At 72.9% G+C, this 15,580-nt stretch carries 17 protein-coding genes; 12 read left to right on the top strand and 5 right to left on the bottom strand.

Annotated elements, in window-relative coordinates; all coding sequences use genetic code 11:
- Positions 1–103 precede the first annotated feature (103 nt).
- From AB0K15_RS10670 to AB0K15_RS10660, 3 genes are read left to right on the top strand one after another with little or no spacing between them, the layout of a single operon-like run.
- Positions 104–757 (top strand): GntR family transcriptional regulator, encoded by a 654-nt coding sequence (locus tag AB0K15_RS10670; protein WP_364048080.1) that lies wholly within the window; start codon positions 104–106, stop codon positions 755–757.
- 17 nt (positions 758–774) lie between these two features.
- The gene (locus tag AB0K15_RS10665) at positions 775–1,479 is read left to right on the top strand and encodes a 4-carboxy-4-hydroxy-2-oxoadipate aldolase/oxaloacetate decarboxylase (protein WP_285967238.1); all 705 of its coding nucleotides are present in this window, start codon (positions 775–777) and stop codon (positions 1,477–1,479) included.
- Positions 1,476–2,534 carry a 4-oxalomesaconate tautomerase gene (locus AB0K15_RS10660; protein WP_364048078.1) on the top strand — a complete coding sequence of 353 codons (1,059 nt, stop codon included), beginning with the start codon at positions 1,476–1,478 and terminating at the stop codon, positions 2,532–2,534. Before AB0K15_RS10665 ends, AB0K15_RS10660 begins: the two co-directional genes overlap by 4 nt.
- Positions 2,535–2,557: 23 nt before the next feature.
- Here the strand turns inward: AB0K15_RS10660 and AB0K15_RS10655 are convergent, their stop codons facing one another.
- A complete protein-coding gene (locus AB0K15_RS10655) occupies positions 2,558–3,754 on the bottom strand; it encodes an MFS transporter (RefSeq protein ID WP_364048076.1) in 1,197 nt (398 codons plus the stop codon).
- Positions 3,755–3,923: 169 nt separating this feature from the next.
- Here AB0K15_RS10655 and AB0K15_RS10650 point away from each other — a divergent pair, with 169 nt between their 5' ends.
- The gene (locus AB0K15_RS10650; protein ID WP_364048074.1) at positions 3,924–4,838 is read left to right on the top strand and encodes a helix-turn-helix domain-containing protein; all 915 of its coding nucleotides are present in this window, start codon (positions 3,924–3,926) and stop codon (positions 4,836–4,838) included.
- Between the two features lie 282 nt (positions 4,839–5,120).
- Positions 5,121–5,618, top strand: a complete 498-nt coding sequence (locus tag AB0K15_RS10645) for a nitroreductase/quinone reductase family protein (protein WP_364048072.1) — start codon at positions 5,121–5,123, stop codon at positions 5,616–5,618.
- A 3-nt stretch (positions 5,619–5,621) separates the two neighbouring features.
- Here the strand turns inward: AB0K15_RS10645 and AB0K15_RS10640 are convergent, their stop codons facing one another.
- Positions 5,622–6,644: an alpha/beta hydrolase-fold protein gene (locus tag AB0K15_RS10640; RefSeq protein WP_364048070.1), complete on the bottom strand. Its 1,023-nt coding sequence runs from the start codon at positions 6,642–6,644 to the stop codon at positions 5,622–5,624.
- Positions 6,645–6,791: 147 nt separating this feature from the next.
- Between AB0K15_RS10640 and AB0K15_RS10635 the strand changes: the two genes are divergently transcribed.
- A complete protein-coding gene (locus AB0K15_RS10635; RefSeq protein ID WP_364048068.1) occupies positions 6,792–9,041 on the top strand; it encodes an FUSC family protein in 2,250 nt (749 codons plus the stop codon).
- A gap of 72 nt (positions 9,042–9,113) precedes the next feature.
- Here AB0K15_RS10635 and AB0K15_RS10630 read toward each other — a convergent pair whose 3' ends face one another.
- Positions 9,114–9,530, bottom strand: coding sequence for a DUF302 domain-containing protein (locus AB0K15_RS10630; RefSeq protein ID WP_364048066.1), 417 nt, complete (start codon positions 9,528–9,530; stop codon positions 9,114–9,116).
- Positions 9,531–9,678: 148 nt separating this feature from the next.
- On the opposite strand from AB0K15_RS10630, the gene AB0K15_RS10625 reads away from it, so the two are divergent.
- From AB0K15_RS10625 to AB0K15_RS10615, 3 genes are read left to right on the top strand one after another with little or no spacing between them, the layout of a single operon-like run.
- Positions 9,679–10,800 (top strand): LLM class flavin-dependent oxidoreductase, encoded by a 1,122-nt coding sequence (locus AB0K15_RS10625; RefSeq protein ID WP_364048064.1) that lies wholly within the window; start codon positions 9,679–9,681, stop codon positions 10,798–10,800.
- Positions 10,801–10,811: 11 nt separating this feature from the next.
- Positions 10,812–12,152 carry an NtaA/DmoA family FMN-dependent monooxygenase gene (locus AB0K15_RS10620; protein WP_364048062.1) on the top strand — a complete coding sequence of 447 codons (1,341 nt, stop codon included), beginning with the start codon at positions 10,812–10,814 and terminating at the stop codon, positions 12,150–12,152.
- Between the two features lie 42 nt (positions 12,153–12,194).
- On the top strand, positions 12,195–12,821 hold the full coding sequence (locus AB0K15_RS10615) for a UdgX family uracil-DNA binding protein (RefSeq protein WP_364048060.1): 627 nt from the start codon (positions 12,195–12,197) through the stop codon (positions 12,819–12,821).
- Between the two features lie 21 nt (positions 12,822–12,842).
- Here the strand turns inward: AB0K15_RS10615 and AB0K15_RS10610 are convergent, their stop codons facing one another.
- The gene (locus AB0K15_RS10610) at positions 12,843–13,235 is read right to left on the bottom strand and encodes an STAS domain-containing protein (RefSeq protein WP_364048058.1); all 393 of its coding nucleotides are present in this window, start codon (positions 13,233–13,235) and stop codon (positions 12,843–12,845) included.
- Between the two features lie 172 nt (positions 13,236–13,407).
- On the opposite strand from AB0K15_RS10610, the gene AB0K15_RS10605 reads away from it, so the two are divergent.
- The 3 genes from AB0K15_RS10605 to AB0K15_RS10595 all read left to right on the top strand — a co-directional run bounded on the left by AB0K15_RS10605 (position 13,408) and on the right by AB0K15_RS10595 (position 14,410).
- Positions 13,408–13,674, top strand: coding sequence for a DUF4235 domain-containing protein (locus AB0K15_RS10605; protein ID WP_364048056.1), 267 nt, complete (start codon positions 13,408–13,410; stop codon positions 13,672–13,674).
- Between the two features lie 15 nt (positions 13,675–13,689).
- Complete coding sequence (locus AB0K15_RS10600) at positions 13,690–13,854, top strand: hypothetical protein (RefSeq protein ID WP_364048054.1); 165 nt, start codon at positions 13,690–13,692, stop codon at positions 13,852–13,854.
- 391 nt (positions 13,855–14,245) lie between these two features.
- The gene (locus AB0K15_RS10595) at positions 14,246–14,410 is read left to right on the top strand and encodes a hypothetical protein (RefSeq protein ID WP_364048052.1); all 165 of its coding nucleotides are present in this window, start codon (positions 14,246–14,248) and stop codon (positions 14,408–14,410) included.
- Between the two features lie 430 nt (positions 14,411–14,840).
- Here AB0K15_RS10595 and AB0K15_RS10590 read toward each other — a convergent pair whose 3' ends face one another.
- Positions 14,841–15,578: an SDR family oxidoreductase gene (locus AB0K15_RS10590; protein ID WP_364048050.1), complete on the bottom strand. Its 738-nt coding sequence runs from the start codon at positions 15,576–15,578 to the stop codon at positions 14,841–14,843.
- Positions 15,579–15,580 lie beyond the last annotated feature (2 nt).

The following is a 15,580-nucleotide window of genomic DNA, read 5'->3' as shown; positions in this document are numbered from 1 at the left end:
GGGAACGTAACTCGCCGACCCGGATCGTCACAAGAGTCGTCTACGAAATTGTTGACAATCTCGTATGGGATGCTTAGCGTCACCATCGAGGAGAGGAGCCGGGATGACCACCACGCCCAAGGAAGGGGAGGCCGGCAAGCACGCCGCACTCGACGCGCTGCGGGCCGCCCTGCTGGCAGGCGACGTCGTCCCGGGGCAGCGGCTGGTGGAGGCCGAGCTGGCCGAGACCTTCGGCGTCACGCGCGCGAGCATGCGCGCGGCCTTGATCGACCTCACCGCGGAAGGCCTGGTGGAGCGTATTCCGCACCGCGGGGCCCGGGTGCGGGTGGTGTCGATCGAGGAGGCCGTGGCCATCACCGAGTGCCGCATGGTGCTCGAAGGCCTGTGTGCGGCCAAGGCGGCGGAGAAGGCGACCGACGACGAGATCGACTCGCTGCGCGAACTGGCGGTGCGGCTCCGGTCGGCCGTCGACGAGGGCGAGTCGATGAAGTACTCGGAGCTCAACCGCGAGCTGCACCGCACGGTGCGGGAGATCGCGGGACAGACCGTGGCCGCGGAGATGCTGGAGCGGCTCCACGGCCAGATCGTCCGCCACCAGTTCCGGCTCGCCATGCGCGCGGGCCGGCCGCACGTGTCGCTGCCCGAGCACCTGGCGATCATCGACGCGATCGCCCGCCGCGACCCGGACGCCGCCGAGCAAGCGGCTCGGGCGCACCTGCGCAGCGTGATCACCGCGCTGCGCGAGACCGACAACTGAGCGATGGAGCAGGCTGAATGAACAACGTGGTGGTGACCGACGTCCCCCGGGCGCCCGGCGACAAGATCGACGAGCTGGCCGGCTTCGGGGTCGCCACGGTGCACGAGGCGCTCGGGCGCGTCGGCTACGTCGGCACCGAGCACCGCCCGCTGCACCGCGGCTCCCGCATCGGCGGTTCGGCCGTGACGGCGCTGTGCTGGCCCGGCGACAACATGATGATCCACGCCGCGGTCGAGCAGTGCCGGCCGGGCGACATCCTCGTCGTCACCACCGCTTCCCCGTCGACCGACGGGATGTTCGGCGAGCTGCTCGCCACGTCGCTGGTGTCGCGCGGCGTGCGGGGTCTCGTGATCGACGCGGGCGTGCGTGATGTCGCGGAGCTCAAGGAAATGGGCTTCCCGGTGTGGTCGAGGGCGATCAGCGCGCAGGGCACCGTGAAGGCGACGGCCGGTTCGGTCAACGTGCCGGTGACCGTCGGCGGGCAGACCATCCACGCCGGCGACGTGATCCTGGCCGACGACGACGGCGTGCTGCGAGTCGCGCAGGCCGACGTCGAACGGGGCATCACCGCGTCGAAGGCGCGGCTGGCCAAGGAAGAAGCCACCCGGGCCGCCCTGGCCGGCGGCGAGCTGGGGCTCGATCGCTACGGGCTGCGCGAGAAACTCGCTTCGCTGGGCGTGCGGTGGGTGACCGCCGAGGAGTACGCAAAGGAGCAGGCGTGACGGGCCTGCCGTGCCTGCTGATGCGCGGCGGCACGTCGAAAGGCGCGTACTTCCGCGCCGAGGACCTGCCCGCCGACGCGGCGGAGCGCGACGACCTGCTGCTGCGCGTCATGGGCAGCCCCGACCCGCGCCAGATCGACGGCATCGGCGGCGCCCACCCGCTCACCAGCAAGGTGGCGGTGGTGTCGCCGAGCACCTCGCCCGACGCGGACGTCGACTACCTGTTCCTGCAGCTCGGCGTGGCCGAGGCGACCGTGACCGACCGGCAGAACTGCGGGAACCTGCTCGCGGGCGTCGGCCCGTTCGCGGTGGAGCGCGGCCTCGTGCCGGCCGGCGACGGCGAGACGACCGTGCGGATCCGGATGGTCAACTCGGACAGCACCGCGGTCGCCCGCTTCCCCACCCCCGGCGGCGTCGTCGAGTACGCGGGTGACACGGCGATCTCCGGCGTGCCCGGCACCGCGGCGCCGGTGGTGCTCGACTTCGCCGACACCGCCGGGTCGACGGGCCACGGGCTGCTCCCGACCGGGCACCTCGTGGACACTGTGGACGGTGTGCCGGTGACCTGTGTGGACAACGGCATGCCCGTGGTCGTCGCACGGGCCGCCGACTTCGGGCTCACCGGCTACGAGACCGTCGATCAGCTCAAGGCCGACACCGAGCTGCGGGAGCGGATCCAGTCGCTGCGGTTGCGGGCGGCCGAGCTGATGGGCCTCGGCGACGTGCGCGAAAGCTCGGTCCCGAAGACCACGCTCGTCGCGCCGCCCGTCGACGGCGGCACGATCTGCACCCGCACGTTCATCCCGCTCGAACCGCACACGTCGATCGGGGTGCTCGGGGCCGTCAGCGTGGCCACTGCGCTCCTGCTGGACGGCGCGGTCGGGCACGAGCTGGCGAAGCTGCCCGGCACCTCGCGCATCGACGTCGAGCACCCGACCGGCCACCTTCAGGTCGAGGTCGAGGTGGACGCGGGCCAGACCCCGCCGCGGGTCCGCCGCAGCGGGGTCGTGCGCACGGCCCGGAAGCTGTTCGACGGCACGGTTTTCCCGCGCTGACGCCACTCCCCGGGGGACGCCGCTCAGGCGCCCCTGGGGAACGCGTGCTCGCGGCCGCCGACCACGGCCACCGCCGCGAAGACCAGCAGCACCAGCGAAGCCCCCGTGATCGACGCCGTGCCCAGGCCCGCGATCAGGAGCCCGCCGACGAGACCGCCGAGGGCGATCGAGCCGGAGAAGAACGAGATCACGATCGACTGGGCGACGTCGGCGGCTTCGCCCGTCGCGTTGATCGCGCCACCGATGAACAGGCTGGGCGAGCTGCCGAACGCCAGGCCCCACGCCGCCGCGGCGAGGTAGACGAGCACGGGCACACCCGAGAACACCGCCAGGACCAGCACGCTGACCGCGAACAGCAGGGTGCTCGCGACGATCAGCTTGCGCAGGTGGTGATCGATGTGCGCGCCGACCACCACCACGCTCAGCACGGACGTGACGCCGAAGGCGAACAGCACCCACCCGGCCTGGCTCCCCATGCCCGCGAACCGCAGGAAGTCGGTCACGTAGGTGTAGAGGATGTTGTGCGCCACCATGTACGTGGTGAGCGCGAACAGGATCGTGCGCAGCCCGGGCATCGCGAGGACCTGGCGGAGCGTGAAGCGTTCGTGGCCCGCCTGGCCGGGCAGGCTCGGCAGGAGAACGGCGAACCAGAGCAGGTTGAGCAGGCTCAGCGCCGCCGAGACCCAGAACGCCGTCTGCCAGCCCCCGAAGGTGCTCAGCCACGTACCGACCGGGACACCCAGGGCCAGTGAGATGGGCGTGCCCGCCAGCGCGATGGCGATCGCCCGGCCCTGCACGCCGGGCGGCGACAGGCGCGCGGCGTACCCGGCGAGCTGTGTCCAGACCAGCGCGGTGCCGAGGCCGGCGACGAACCGGATCACCATCGTGAAGGTGTAGTCGGTGGACAGCGCGGTGAGGGCGTTGGTCACGGCGACGGTGCCCAGCGCGACCTGCAGCACGGTCTTGCGCGACCACTTCGCGGTCAGCCGCGACAGCGGGATCGCGGCGAGCGCGGTGGCGGCGGCGTAGATCGTGACGATCTGGCCGGTGGCCGCGACGCTCGTGTGCAGCGTCCGGCTGATCTCGGGCAGCAGGCCGGCGGGCAGGCACTCGGTGAGGATGCCGATGAACCCGGCGAGGAAGAGGCCGAACAGGGCCTTGCCCGGGAGCCGGTCCCGGCCGCGCGCGGTGACGGGCGAAGCTGTGGTTGTCTCGGTCATCTCACTGATCCCTCTCACTGGTGCCGGCCGTTCGGCGGGCACGGGTTCACCGTGCGCCGGGCGCGAGGGGTTACCCAGGTGCCCGTTTCGCGTACGTCCCGCGTGCCTACTACTGGCGGGGACAGGCTCGGGAGCAGCGATTTCGTGGTCCGGGCGCGATACTGGGGACATGGCCACGCACCCCCGCCCCGAGCAGGCGCTGGACCCGCGTGAGGAGCTGAGCGAGTTCCTCCGGTCCCGGCGCGCCCGTCTCAAGCCGTCCGATGTCGGGCTGCCCGAGTACGGCCGGCGCCGGCGCGTGCCGGGGTTGCGCCGTGAGGAGCTGGCGCAGCTGGCCGGGGTTTCCGTCGCGTACTACACGCGGCTGGAGCAGGGCAACAGCCGCAACGTCTCGCTCGAGGTGCTCACGGCGATCTCGACCGCGCTGAACCTGTCGGAGACCGAACACGCACATCTGCTGCACCTGGCCAGGCCGCAGCAGCGCAAACGGACGGCACCGCGGCAACGGCAGCAGGTCCGGCCCGTGCTGCAGACGATGCTCGACGCGATCGAGAGCGTGCCCGCGTACGTGTGGGGCCGCCGCACCGACGTGCTCGCCTGGAACAGGACGGCGTCGGCGCTGTTCGGCGACTGGGCCGCGCGGGCGCCGGAAGACCGCAACTGGGCGCGCATCGTCTTCCTCGAGCCGGCCGCACGCAGCCTGTACTCGGATTGGCGCACCAAGGCGGCCGACGTCGTCGGGCAGCTGCGGCTCGATGCCGGGCAGCACCCGAACGACCCGCTGCTCGCCGAGCTGGTCGGGGAACTGTCGGTGAAGAGCGAGGAATTCCGCACGATGTGGGCCGCGCACGACGTGAAGCGCAAGACGCACGCGACGATGCGGCTGCGGCACCCGCTCGTGGGCGAGCTGACGGTGCACTACGAGACGTTCACGCTGCCCGAAGACCAGGACCAGGCGTTGTCGGTGTACCACACCGAGCCCGGTTCGAAATCGCAGGAAGCGTTGCGGCTGCTGGCGAGCTGGGGCCCGGACGCGGCCGCCCCGGGCGGTCACGCTCGCGCGTCGGAGGCTTCGAAGCACTAGCCTGGACCGCGTGACGTCCGACTACACGTCCACAGTGGACATTGCCCGGCCCGCCGGCGACGACCGCACCGCCGAGCAGTGGGCGCGTGCCGTCTGGGAGGACGCGCCGGCGCCGCTGCGGGCGCTCCTGCGCGGGGGCTGGTGGTGCCTCCGCCTGCGGATCGAACCGGGGCCCGGCCGCGTGCTCGGCTGGGCGGTCGTGAGCTCCGAGCCCGGCAGCGTGGTGCTCAAGGCGCCGTCGGCGGTGCTGACCGCGCGCAACTCCGTCGAGGTCGCACGCGGGTGCGCTGGACCACCACCGTGCGGTTCGACCGCGCTCCGGCCCGGGAGCTGTGGGCCCTCGCGGCGCCGATCCACGCGGTGGTCATCCCGTGGCGGCTGCGCGAAGCCGCCCGGCGCGGCAGCGGGTGGCACCGGCTGGTGACGACGTTCCAGCGCCGCGTCGGCAACCCCGTGCTGTCACGGCTGCCCGGCCAGGTCCTGCTGGAGACCACGGGCCGCAGGTCGGGCGTCTCCCGCCGCACCCCCGTCGGGGGCCGGCGCACCGGCGACGAGTTCCGGCTGGTGTCGGAGTTCGGCACCCGCTCGCAGTACGTCCGCAACCTGCAGGCCGACCCGCGTGTCCGAGTGCGGCTGCGCGGGCGCTGGCACCACGGGACCGCCCACGTCCTCCCCGGCGACGACGCCGTGGCCCGGCTGAAGTCATTGCCGCGCTTGAACAGCGTCGGGGTGCGGACCTTGGGCGACAACCTGCTGACGGTGCGCGTCGACCTGGAGTGAGCGCTAGCGCGCCAGCCGCTCCGCGAGCCACTTCAGCGCCGGCGGGTAGCGGTAGTCGATGCCGCCGTGGCCGGCGTCGAAGAGCTCGAAGTGCAGGCGGTCCTCGGGCAGACCGGCCTTGAGGAGCTCGTCGCGGAACGCCGTGGCACCGAGGTCGAGGAACCACTCGTCGCGGGTGCCGGCGTCGATCCAGACCGAGTCCAGCGAGCGCAGCGTCTCGGCGTGGGCGGGGGCCATGCGGACCGGGTCCCAGGCGAGCCACCGCGCCCAGACGTCCGGGTCGAGCACGCCGGTCACCGCGTCGAAGGGCAGCTCGGGTGTGCCGTCCTCGCGCGCGGAGAAGCACGCGGCGACGCCGAGGGCCACGAGCAGCGACTCGTCACCCGGTTTGGTGAACGCCGGGCGGGAGCGGAAGTCGTCCCACCAGCGGAAGATGTCGTGGTCGTACTCGCGCAGCACGCGCGCGGCCTTGCCGAACTCGGGCACGTAACACAGTTCGTAGAGGGTGTCACCGGCGTGCGTGGCGAGCGCGCCGAACAGGTCGGGGCGCAGCATCGGCGTGATCATCGCGCCGAAGCCGCCGGACGACTTGCCGGTGATCGCGCGGGACTCGCGCACCGGGATGGTCCGGTAGTGCGCGTCGACCCACGGCACGATCTCGTCGCAGAGGTACGAGTGGTAGCGCCCGGTGCCGGGCGAGTCGACGAACTGCGAGCCGCCGTAGGAGGTCCACGCGTCGACGTAGACCACGACGCAGGGCGGCGCGCCGTCGGCGAAGACGGCGTCGGCCGTTTCGAGGAACGGCCGGCGGAACGCGGTGTGGTTGGCCCACATCGTCACCTGGCCGGTGTAGCCCTGGATCACGTAGATCACCGGGTAGCGCGCGCCGGAGTCGTCGTAGCCCGGCGGGACGTACACCCACAGGGGCCGCTCGTGCGGGTCGCCGAGCGGGTTGCCCCGCAACAGCTCCGAGGTGATCGTGTGGCGGTCGAGCCGGCCGGCGAGCGGGGCGTCCCAGGGCAGCATGGGGACAGTCAACCAGGTCCGCGCCCTGGGTGGCGGCGTTCCACAGTGGATCCGGGCCCGTTCGGGGTTCTTGACACACGCGGTTTTGCCCGACCATGCTCGCGTCCGGGCCTGGTGCCCCCTCGACGGCGGGAGGCACGGCGGGCCATGACGGTTCTCGGGTGGCTGCGAAGCCGGGACAACAACCTCTCGGCGCTGCGCCGCACGGGCCGGGCCGCGATCATCCTGCCGTCGCTGTTCGCGGTCGGGAATCTGGTGCTGGGCAGCGCGCTGACGGGCCTGTTCGCGTCCGTCGGCTCGGTGGCGCTGCTGCTGTTCGTCGACTTCGGCGGCCCGATCCGCGACCGCGTGTTCGCCCAGGGCGCGCTCGTGCTCGCCGGCGGCTTGCTGATCTCGCTGGGCACGCTGGTGTCACGGGTCGTCTGGCTCGCGGCGGCGACCACGGTCGTGGTGGCGTTCGTGGTGCTGTTCTCCGCCGTGGTGAGCTCGGTGATCGCGAGTGCGACGACGTCGCTGCTCGTGTCGTTCATCCTGCCCGCGACGCTGCCCGGCTCCCTCGCCACACTGCCCGACCGGCTGCTCGGCTGGGGCATGGCCGGGGTCGTGTCGATGGCCGCGATCGCCGTGCTGTGGCCCTCGCCAGTGCGCAACCCGCTGCGGATCGCGACGGCCCGCGCGTGCGCGCTGCTGGCTCAGCGGCTGCGGACCGAGGTCGAGTGCGTGCGCTGCGGGTTCCTCCCGAACGTGGTGGCGCAGGTCGACGACGTCGTCGCGGAGTCGAGTGCCGCCGTCGCCGCGTTGCGGGACTCGTTCTTCGGGACGCCGTACCGGCCGACCGGGCTGACGACCTCGACGCGCACCCTCGTGCGGCTCATCGACGAGGTCGTGTGGCTTGAGGAGATCCTGGCGCGGATGCCCGTCGCCGAAGGCCACGGCGCCACGACGGCGGCGGTGTCGGAGGTCAAGCTGGCCGCCGCCGTGCTGCTCGACCACGGCGCGGGCCTGCTGAAGGCGGTGGCAGCGGCGCCCGACGACCTGATGGTCGAGCTCGCGCGGCTGCGGGACGCGCGCGGGGAGATGGAGGCCACCGCGACGTCGGCGCTGCCGGACCCGGACACGGCGGAGTTCGTGACGTCGCTCGAACCGAGCTTCCGCGCGCAGGAGATGAGCTTCGCGATCTCGGCGATCGCACAGAACATCGAGCTGACCGTCGCGGCGCGCCGGCGAACCTGGTGGGAGCACCTGATCGGGCGGCGGCCGGACGGCGCGGGTTCGGCGTTGTCGTCGGTGCAGGAACGGACGGGCGCGCACGTCTCGTGGAACTCGGTGACGCTGCACAACAGCGTGCGCGGCGGCATCGCGCTCGGGGCGGCCGTGCTCATCGCGGAGCTGACCGGGGTGGAGCACTCGTTCTGGGTCGCGTTCGGCACGATGGCGGTGCTGCGGTCCAACGCGCTGAGCACCGGGCAGAGCGCGGTGCGGGCACTGCTCGGCACGGTCGCGGGGATCGTCGTGGGCAGCGTGCTGATCCTGCTGCTCGGCCACGACACGACGGTGTTCTGGGCGCTGCTGCCGATCGCGGTGGTGTTCACGGGGCTCGCGCCCGCCGTGATCTCGTTCGCCGCGGGGCAGGCCGGGTTCACGGTCGTGCTGTTGCTGCTGTTCTCGCTGATCCAGCCGGCGGGGCTGCGGATCGGGCTGGTCCGGGTGGAGGACGTGGCGCTCGGGTGCGCCGTGAGCCTCGTGGTGGGCGTCGTGTTCTGGCCGCGCGGCGCCGCGGCCGAGCTGCGGCGCGCCGTCGCGGACGGGCTCGCCGAAAGCGCCCGCTACCTGCGCGGCGCCGTCGAGTACGGCGTGAGCCGCTGCGACGCGCTGGTCCCCGCGACCGCCGATCCCGGCGACGAGAACCGCCGTGCCGCCGCCGCGGCCCGGCGCCTCGACGACGTGTTCCGCATCTTCCTCACCGAACGCGGCCCGAAGCACGTGCCGCTGGCCGACGTCGCGGCGATGATCACGGCCGTCGCGGTGCTGCGCCTGACCGCCGAAGCCGTGCTGGACCTGTGGCGTCGCGAGGCCGGGGGCCCCGGCGGCGACCGCGCCGCCGCTCGCGCCGAGGTCCTCGCCGCGAGCAACGAGCTGGCCCGCTGGTACGAGGCCACCGCCGACGCCCTCACCGGGTCCGGCGTCGTCCCGCCGCTGAAGTCCCGCGACCCGGCCGCCGACGCTCGCCTCCTGACCGCCGTCCACCGCGACCTCTCCGGCGACGATCACCAGGGCACCGCGACCGCCGTGAAGATGATCTGGACCGCCGACCACCTCGACGCGGCCCGCCGGCTGCAGCCCACGCTGGTCGGCCCGGTGACGACGGCTGCGCGGCATTCGTCGCTGCTGAGCTGAGGCGCGGCTTCGGGGCGCGCCCACGGCGGCCGGCGGCCGCGCGGAGCTCGTCGCGGCCGGAGCCGAGGAGCGCTACTCCGTCGCCTTCCCCACCAGCGTCGTGAGCCCCTTGCCCAACGCGGCGAGCGCCGCGGCGCTGGCGTCGCCCAGGTTGTGGCGCTCGGCGAGCCAGCTGGCGTCGTTGTAGGTGACGTGGACGCCACCCTGCTCGTCTTCCCAGGCGAGTGTCTTCAGGGGCAGGTCGAGGCCGCTCGTGGGGCCGTCGGCGAGCAGCGGGGTGCCGCCGCGGCCGTGGCCGAACACCAGCAGCTCCATGGGCCGCAGCTCGAGGCCCGCGGCGACCGCGTTGGCCGCGTGGTCGATGCGCGCGAACACGATCAGCCCCGCGTTCTCGGCCAGCTCCACGAGCCGGTCGACGGTCTCCGCCACCGGCCGGCTGCTCGCGACCGTCACCAGGCCTTCTCCCGCCATCACCACTCCCTCGTCCACGCCGGGTTCCCGCGTGGACGCTACTCCCCCGCGTTATTCCCGATCGGGCGGGAAAACCGCGCCTTTCCCAATGGCTGGTTGCGGCTGCCACGCCCCCGTGTCCCGGCGCACACTGCGAAGGCAGGCCGAGCGGAAAGGACGCGCACACATGGCAGGTGGACCCTTGCTCGCCGTCGCCCTGGAGGGGGCCGGCTGGCACCCGGCGGCATGGCGGGAGCCGGCGGCACGGCCGGCCGAGCTGCTGACGGCCGGGTACTGGACCGGCTTGGTGCAGGAGGCCGAAGCGGCGAAGCTGGACTTCGTCACCTTCGAGGACTTCCTGTCCCTGCGCACCGACGCGCGCGGCCCGTTCGAGGACCGCACCGACGTCGTCCAGGGCCGGCTCGACGCGGTGCTGATCGCTTCGCGCGTGGCCCCGCTGACCTCACGCATCGGCCTCGTGCCGACGGCCGTCGTCACCCACACGGAGCCGTTCCACCTTTCGAAGGCCATCGCGACGCTCGACTACGTGAGCGGCGGCCGCGCGGGGGTGCGTGTGCAGGTGTCGCGTCACGAGGAGGAGTACCGCAACTTCGGCCGTCGCGAACCGGCCGAGGCCGCGGACCTGTTCGACGAGGCCGCGGACTACGTCGAGGTGCTGCGCCGGCTCTGGGACAGCTGGGAGGACGACGCGGAGATCCGCGATGTGGCCACCGGCCGGTTCGTCGACCGCGGGAAACTGCACTACATCGACTTCGAGGGCCGCTGGTTCTCGGTGAAGGGCCCGTCCATCACGCCACGGCCGCCGCAGGGCCAGCCGCCCGTCGCCGCCCTGGCGCACAACGAGCGTGCCTACCGGCTGGCCGGCGAGGCCGCCGACCTCGTGTACGTGACGCCGCAGGACCGGGCGGACGTCGCGCGGATCCGGGCGGACGTGGACGAGCGCCTGCGCGTGTTCGCCGACCTCGTGGTGTTTCTCGACGACAAGCCGGGCGCCGCCGCCGACCGCAAGGCGCGCCTCGACGACGTCGCCGGGGCCGAGTACACCTCCGACGCGCACGTCTTCACCGGCACGCCCGCCGAGCTCGCCGACCTGCTGCTCGACTGGCACGCCGCCGGCCTGACCGGGTTCCGGCTGCGGCCGGGCGCGCTGCCCGACGACCTCACCGCCGTCACGCGCGGGCTCGTGCCCGAGCTGCGCGGGCGGGGCGCGTTCCGCCACGACTACGAAGCCGCCACGCTGCGGGGCCTGCTCGGCCTGCCCCGCCCCGCGAACCGCTACGCCGCCTGAGGAGGGACCCGATGACCGAGCCGAAGCAGATCCACCTCGCGGCGCACTTCCCGGGCGTCAACAACACCACCGTGTGGAGCGACCCGGAGGCGGGCAGCCACATCGAGTTCAGCTCGTTCGTGAAGCTCGCGCAGACGGCCGAGCGCGCCAAGTTCGACTTCTTCTTCCTCGCCGAAGGCCTGCGGCTGCGCGAGCAGAACGGCCTCATCTACGACCTCGACGTCGTCGGGCGCCCGGACACGTTCACCGTGCTCTCGGCGTTGGCCGCCGTCACCGAGCGGCTAGGGCTCGCGGGCACGATCAACTCGACGTTCAACGAGCCGTTCGAGGTGGCACGCCAGTTCGCCTCGCTCGACCACCTCTCGGCCGGGCGCGCGGCGTGGAACGTCGTGACCTCGTGGGACGCCTTCACCGGCGAGAACTTCCGCCGCGGCGGCTTCCTGCCGCAGGACCAGCGGTACTCGCGGGCCGAGACGTTCCTGCGCACGGCCTGGGAGCTGTTCGACTCCTGGCGCGGCGACGAGGTGCTCGCGGAAAAGGCGAGCGGCCGTTTCCTCGCCGACGCCCACGCCGGCGCCTTCTCCCATCACGACGAGCACTTCACCATCGACGGCCGCTTCCCCGTGCCGCGCGCGCCGCAGGGCCGGCCGGTCACGATCCAGGCCGGCGATTCCGACGAGGGCCGCGAGTTCGCCGCCGCCACGGCCGACGCGATCTTCAGCCGCTACGGCACGCTCGAGACCGGCCGGCCGTTCTACCGCGACGTGAAGGGACGCCTCGCGAAGTACGGTCGCACTCCCGACCAGCTCGTGATCATGCCCGCCGCGACCTTCGTCCTCGGCGACACCGACGCCGACGCCGACGAGAAGGCCCACGAGGTGCGCCTGCAGCAGGTCAGCGAGCAGACGGCGATCAAATTCCTCGAACAGCTCTGGAACACCGACCTGTCCCAGCACGACCCGAACGGCCCGCTGCCCGACTTCGACCCGGTCGTCGGGGAGGACCTGATCTCGAAGGGCCGGGCCAGCGTGCGGATGTACCGGGACCCGCTGGCGACGGCGAAGGAGTGGCGCCAGCTCGCGGAAGCCAAGAACCTGACCGCGCGGGAGGTCGTCATCGAGGTCACGGGGCGCCAGACGTTCATCGGCTCCCCGGCGACCGTCGCCGGCTCCATCGACGACCTCGTGCAGAACGACGCCGCCGACGGCTTCATCCTGGTGCCCCACGTGACGCCGGGCGGGCTCGACGAGTTCGCGGACACCGTGGTGCCGCTGCTGCAGGAGCGCGGGGTGTTCCGGACGGAGTACTCGGGGACGACGCTGCGGGACCACCTGGGGCTTTCGCGGCCCTGACGCCGTGGGTCTGCCGGCCGGGGGGCCGGGTAACCGGCGGCCATGCCGACGACCCGCGCGGACGGCGCCGCACCGCCGGACACCGCCGACCTCACCCGCCTGCGCCGGGCGGCCGCGGACTGCACGGGGTGCGGGCTGCACCGCGCCGCCACGCAGACGGTGTTCGGCGAGGGACCGTGCCGGGCCGAGATCCTGGTCGCCGGCGAACAGCCCGGCGACCAGGAAGACCGGCGGGGCAAGCCGTTCGTCGGCCCGGCAGGCCGGCTCCTCGACGAGGCGCTCGCCGAAGCCGGCTTTCAGCGCGAAGTCCTTTCCGCCACCAACGTGGTGAAGCACTTCAAGTTCACCGAACGCGGCAAGCGGCGAATCCACGAGAAGCCGTCGCGCGCGGAGGTCGTCGCGTGCCGGCCGTGGCTGGTCGCCGAGCTGCGCGCCGTGCGGCCGCGGTCGCTGCTCCTGCTGGGCGCCACCGCGGCCCAGTCGGTGTACGGCCCGTCGTTCCGGATCACCCGGCAGCGCGGCGAGCCCTCGGCGCCGCCCGACGAGCTCGCCGGTCTCTGCACCGTCGCCGTCGCCACCGTGCATCCGTCGGCGGTGCTGCGAGCGCCCGACCGGGAGACCGCGCGGGCGGAGGTCGTCGCGGATCTGCGAGCCGCCCGCGAGGGGTGAGGACCGCCGCCCGGCCGGACGTCACGAACGCAGGCGCGACACGATCCCCAGCCACGCCTTCGCGTCGGCCAGGTCGTGGTGAACCTGCAGCACGCGGGCGAGCCCGAGCATCCGCAGCGGACGCAGCACCGCGAGCCGGCCGGTGACGATCGCGTAGGGCACCGCCGCTGCGCGGGCGGCCTCGTGGGCCCGGACGAGGGTGCTGATGCCGTCGGACGAGCAGAAAGTGACCTCACGCAGGTCGATGAGCAGCACGTGGGGCCCGAGTTCGAGCTCCACGGCCAGCTGCTCGGCGAGCCGGCCGGCGATCGTCGCGTCGACGTCGCCGCGGACCACCACGGTCGTGTCCTCGGCGGTGGTGACCACGACGACGACCGGCGGGTTCGCGGGGTCCTCCGGCAGCGGTTCCGCCATGGCAGGCCTCCCTCCACACATCGGCGGAGACGCCCGGTGCGCGGGCCGGCCGGTCTCCGGAGTCCTCGGCACGGGCCGGGACGACGGCAGACGGCTGCTGGTTGAACCGCGGTCACCGGAGCCTACGCCGGCCGGAGGTTGAGCCTCGTTCGCACCGGGGTACCCGTCCGGCATGAAGAAGACGCTGTACAAACCGTTGAACTTCGCCGTCAGCTCCCTCGGCGGCCTGGTCGCCGGCCAGGTCTTCAAACTGCTGTGGCAGCGGATCGCCGGCGAGGACGACACCCCGAACGCGACCGACAAGCATCGGGGCTGGCAGGAGATCCTCATCGCCGCGACCCTGCAGGGCGCCATCTTCGGCGCGGTCCAGGCCGCCGCCGAACGCGCCGGCGCGCTCGGCTACGAAAAGGCCAGCGGCGAATGGCCCGGCGACGACTGACCGGCGGGAGCGACCGTGGACGACAAACGACCCACCCCCGAACCCGCCGACGAGGACTCGAGCGGCAACCGTCCGCCTGCTTCGCGGCGGGACGAACGGGAGACTCCGCTGGAGGACGAGCACGGCCGGTCCCGCCCCGGGCACCCGAACGGTGGGGAGAACTTCCGCGGCAACGACTGAGCGGCCGACCCCGGTCAGGGCCCCCGGTGTCGTCGGGCGGAGAGGTCGGCGTGTCACGTCGGCACCGGTTCGGGATCGGGGTGGCGCGCGGCGTGAACGCGGTTCACCGACGCATCGCACACTTTGTCGCCCATCGTCCACATCGGACTCCCATCGTGCCGGGATCGCCCGAAAGTGCTGGTCTTCGGGCGTGTTGAGGCGCGTCGGGCACCTTCGGATTCGTCCTGGAGGCGCAGACAGTCGGGCGTTGCGGCCGGTCCGCCGCGCCGGCGCCGATCGGTAACCGGCCGGATACGCAACCCCTCACCTTCCGGGTGAAGCGGAGTCGCGTTTGCTTGCCGCGGGGGCGGGTATCCGGAATCGTTGTGGGGCAATGAGAACGGAGGCAACCATGACCATGGCCGACCAGGAGATCCGACAACAGCCGGACGCGGACGACGAAACCGCGCCGCGCACCGCCGAGCTGCCCGGGCAGAACCGCTGGGAGAACGGCAACGAGATCCGGATCGCCGCCCAGCGCGCCGGACGCGAATGGCAGCAGCCGGAAACCGACTGACCTGCCGTTACGACCACTCCCCGTCCCCGAGCACTGCTTCAGGCGTGACCTGACCGCCCCTGCGGTGCACCCTCGGCGGACCGGCTTCGACTCGTGCACGAGACGGGTCGAACCGGCCAGGTGACCGCGGCGGCCACGCGGTGCTCGCCACCGCCGACCACGACCGCCGCGGCCGACGGTGGCGGCCGCCCACGAAGCGGCCGCACCGGCTCACCGAAGCCGAGTCGACCTTCCGATCTCACCCCCACGATCCGCCCCTGACGCGCGTGACCGCGACACGACCAGCGGCTCCTCGACCGTCGTTCACCGGGCTCGCCCCGGCCGGTCGCCGCGCCCGCAGCCGTGGCCATTCGCCCTGCCACACCGAACGAACAGTCCTCAATGGACCGACAGCAAGAATCCGCGGGCCCGCCCGACCATGGCCTGAGGGTCAGAACGCGAACTGCTGCCCACCGTCGATGTCGTACGTCGCGCCCGTCAGGGCCGTATTGGTCATGAGGTGCACGGCGAGGGCGCCGACGTCCACCGGGGTGACGACGCGGCCGATGGGCAGCGCGGCGCGCAGTTCGGCGCGGCGGGCGTCCAGGGCCTCACCGAGCAGCGACGCGGACAGGGGCGTGTCGACGAAGCCCGCGGCGATCAGGTTCACGCGCACGGGTGCGATCTCGAGGGCCAGCGTCGCCGCGAAGGGGGGCAGTGCGGCGGTGGCCGAGGACGCGATGCCGAGGGCGCGGCTCACCCGCCGGCCGCCGGTGCCGCCCATCAGGACGAGCGAGCCGCCCGGTGGCATCTTCGGGGCGGCGTTGCGGGCGGCTTCGAGGCCGACCACGAGGTGGTCGCTCAACGCGTCGCGGATCTCCGCCGCGGACATCGTCAGCAGCGGGCCGTAGTGCGGCGCCCCCGCGGTGATCATGATGTGGTCGACGGCGGGCAGGCCCTGGAAGAACGCGGCCATCGCCGCGGGGTCGGTCGCGTCGAAGGCCGCGGTGTCCTGCGCGCCGACGTCGGCCGCGGCTTTCTCGAGCTTCTCCGGATCGCGCCCGGTCAGCACGACCTGCGCGCCCTCGGCCCGCGCGAGCCGCGCGGTCTCCAGGCCGATCCCCGCACTGCCCCCGATGACGACGACGGTCTGGCCCGCCAGACCCCGCCCGCGCTCGACGTCCGTCATCC

It is taken from the genome of Amycolatopsis sp. NPDC049253 (assembly GCF_040678995.1).
Classification (GTDB): domain Bacteria; phylum Actinomycetota; class Actinomycetes; order Mycobacteriales; family Pseudonocardiaceae; genus Amycolatopsis.
This window is presented reverse-complemented; position numbering and strand designations above follow the sequence as displayed.

Bases quoted from the DNA above. Each gene is read 5' to 3' on its own strand.
- AB0K15_RS10625 (WP_364048064.1), top strand. From the start codon at position 9,679: ATGGCAGGTGGACCCTTGCTCGCCGTCGCCCTGGAGGGGGCCGGCTGG.
- AB0K15_RS10605 (WP_364048056.1), top strand. From the start codon at position 13,408: ATGAAGAAGACGCTGTACAAACCGTTGAACTTCGCCGTCAGCTCCCTC.
- AB0K15_RS10590 (WP_364048050.1), bottom strand. From the start codon at position 15,578: ATGACGGACGTCGAGCGCGGGCGGGGTCTGGCGGGCCAGACCGTCGTC.
- AB0K15_RS10610 (WP_364048058.1), bottom strand. From the start codon at position 13,235: ATGGCGGAACCGCTGCCGGAGGACCCCGCGAACCCGCCGGTCGTCGTC.
- AB0K15_RS10615 (WP_364048060.1), top strand. From the start codon at position 12,195: ATGCCGACGACCCGCGCGGACGGCGCCGCACCGCCGGACACCGCCGAC.
- AB0K15_RS10670 (WP_364048080.1), top strand. From the start codon at position 104: ATGACCACCACGCCCAAGGAAGGGGAGGCCGGCAAGCACGCCGCACTC.
- AB0K15_RS10655 (WP_364048076.1), bottom strand. From the start codon at position 3,754: ATGACCGAGACAACCACAGCTTCGCCCGTCACCGCGCGCGGCCGGGAC.
- AB0K15_RS10635 (WP_364048068.1), top strand. From the start codon at position 6,792: ATGACGGTTCTCGGGTGGCTGCGAAGCCGGGACAACAACCTCTCGGCG.
- AB0K15_RS10640 (WP_364048070.1), bottom strand. From the start codon at position 6,644: ATGCTGCCCTGGGACGCCCCGCTCGCCGGCCGGCTCGACCGCCACACG.
- AB0K15_RS10620 (WP_364048062.1), top strand. From the start codon at position 10,812: ATGACCGAGCCGAAGCAGATCCACCTCGCGGCGCACTTCCCGGGCGTC.
- AB0K15_RS10595 (WP_364048052.1), top strand. From the start codon at position 14,246: ATGACCATGGCCGACCAGGAGATCCGACAACAGCCGGACGCGGACGAC.
- AB0K15_RS10650 (WP_364048074.1), top strand. From the start codon at position 3,924: ATGGCCACGCACCCCCGCCCCGAGCAGGCGCTGGACCCGCGTGAGGAG.
- AB0K15_RS10665 (WP_285967238.1), top strand. From the start codon at position 775: ATGAACAACGTGGTGGTGACCGACGTCCCCCGGGCGCCCGGCGACAAG.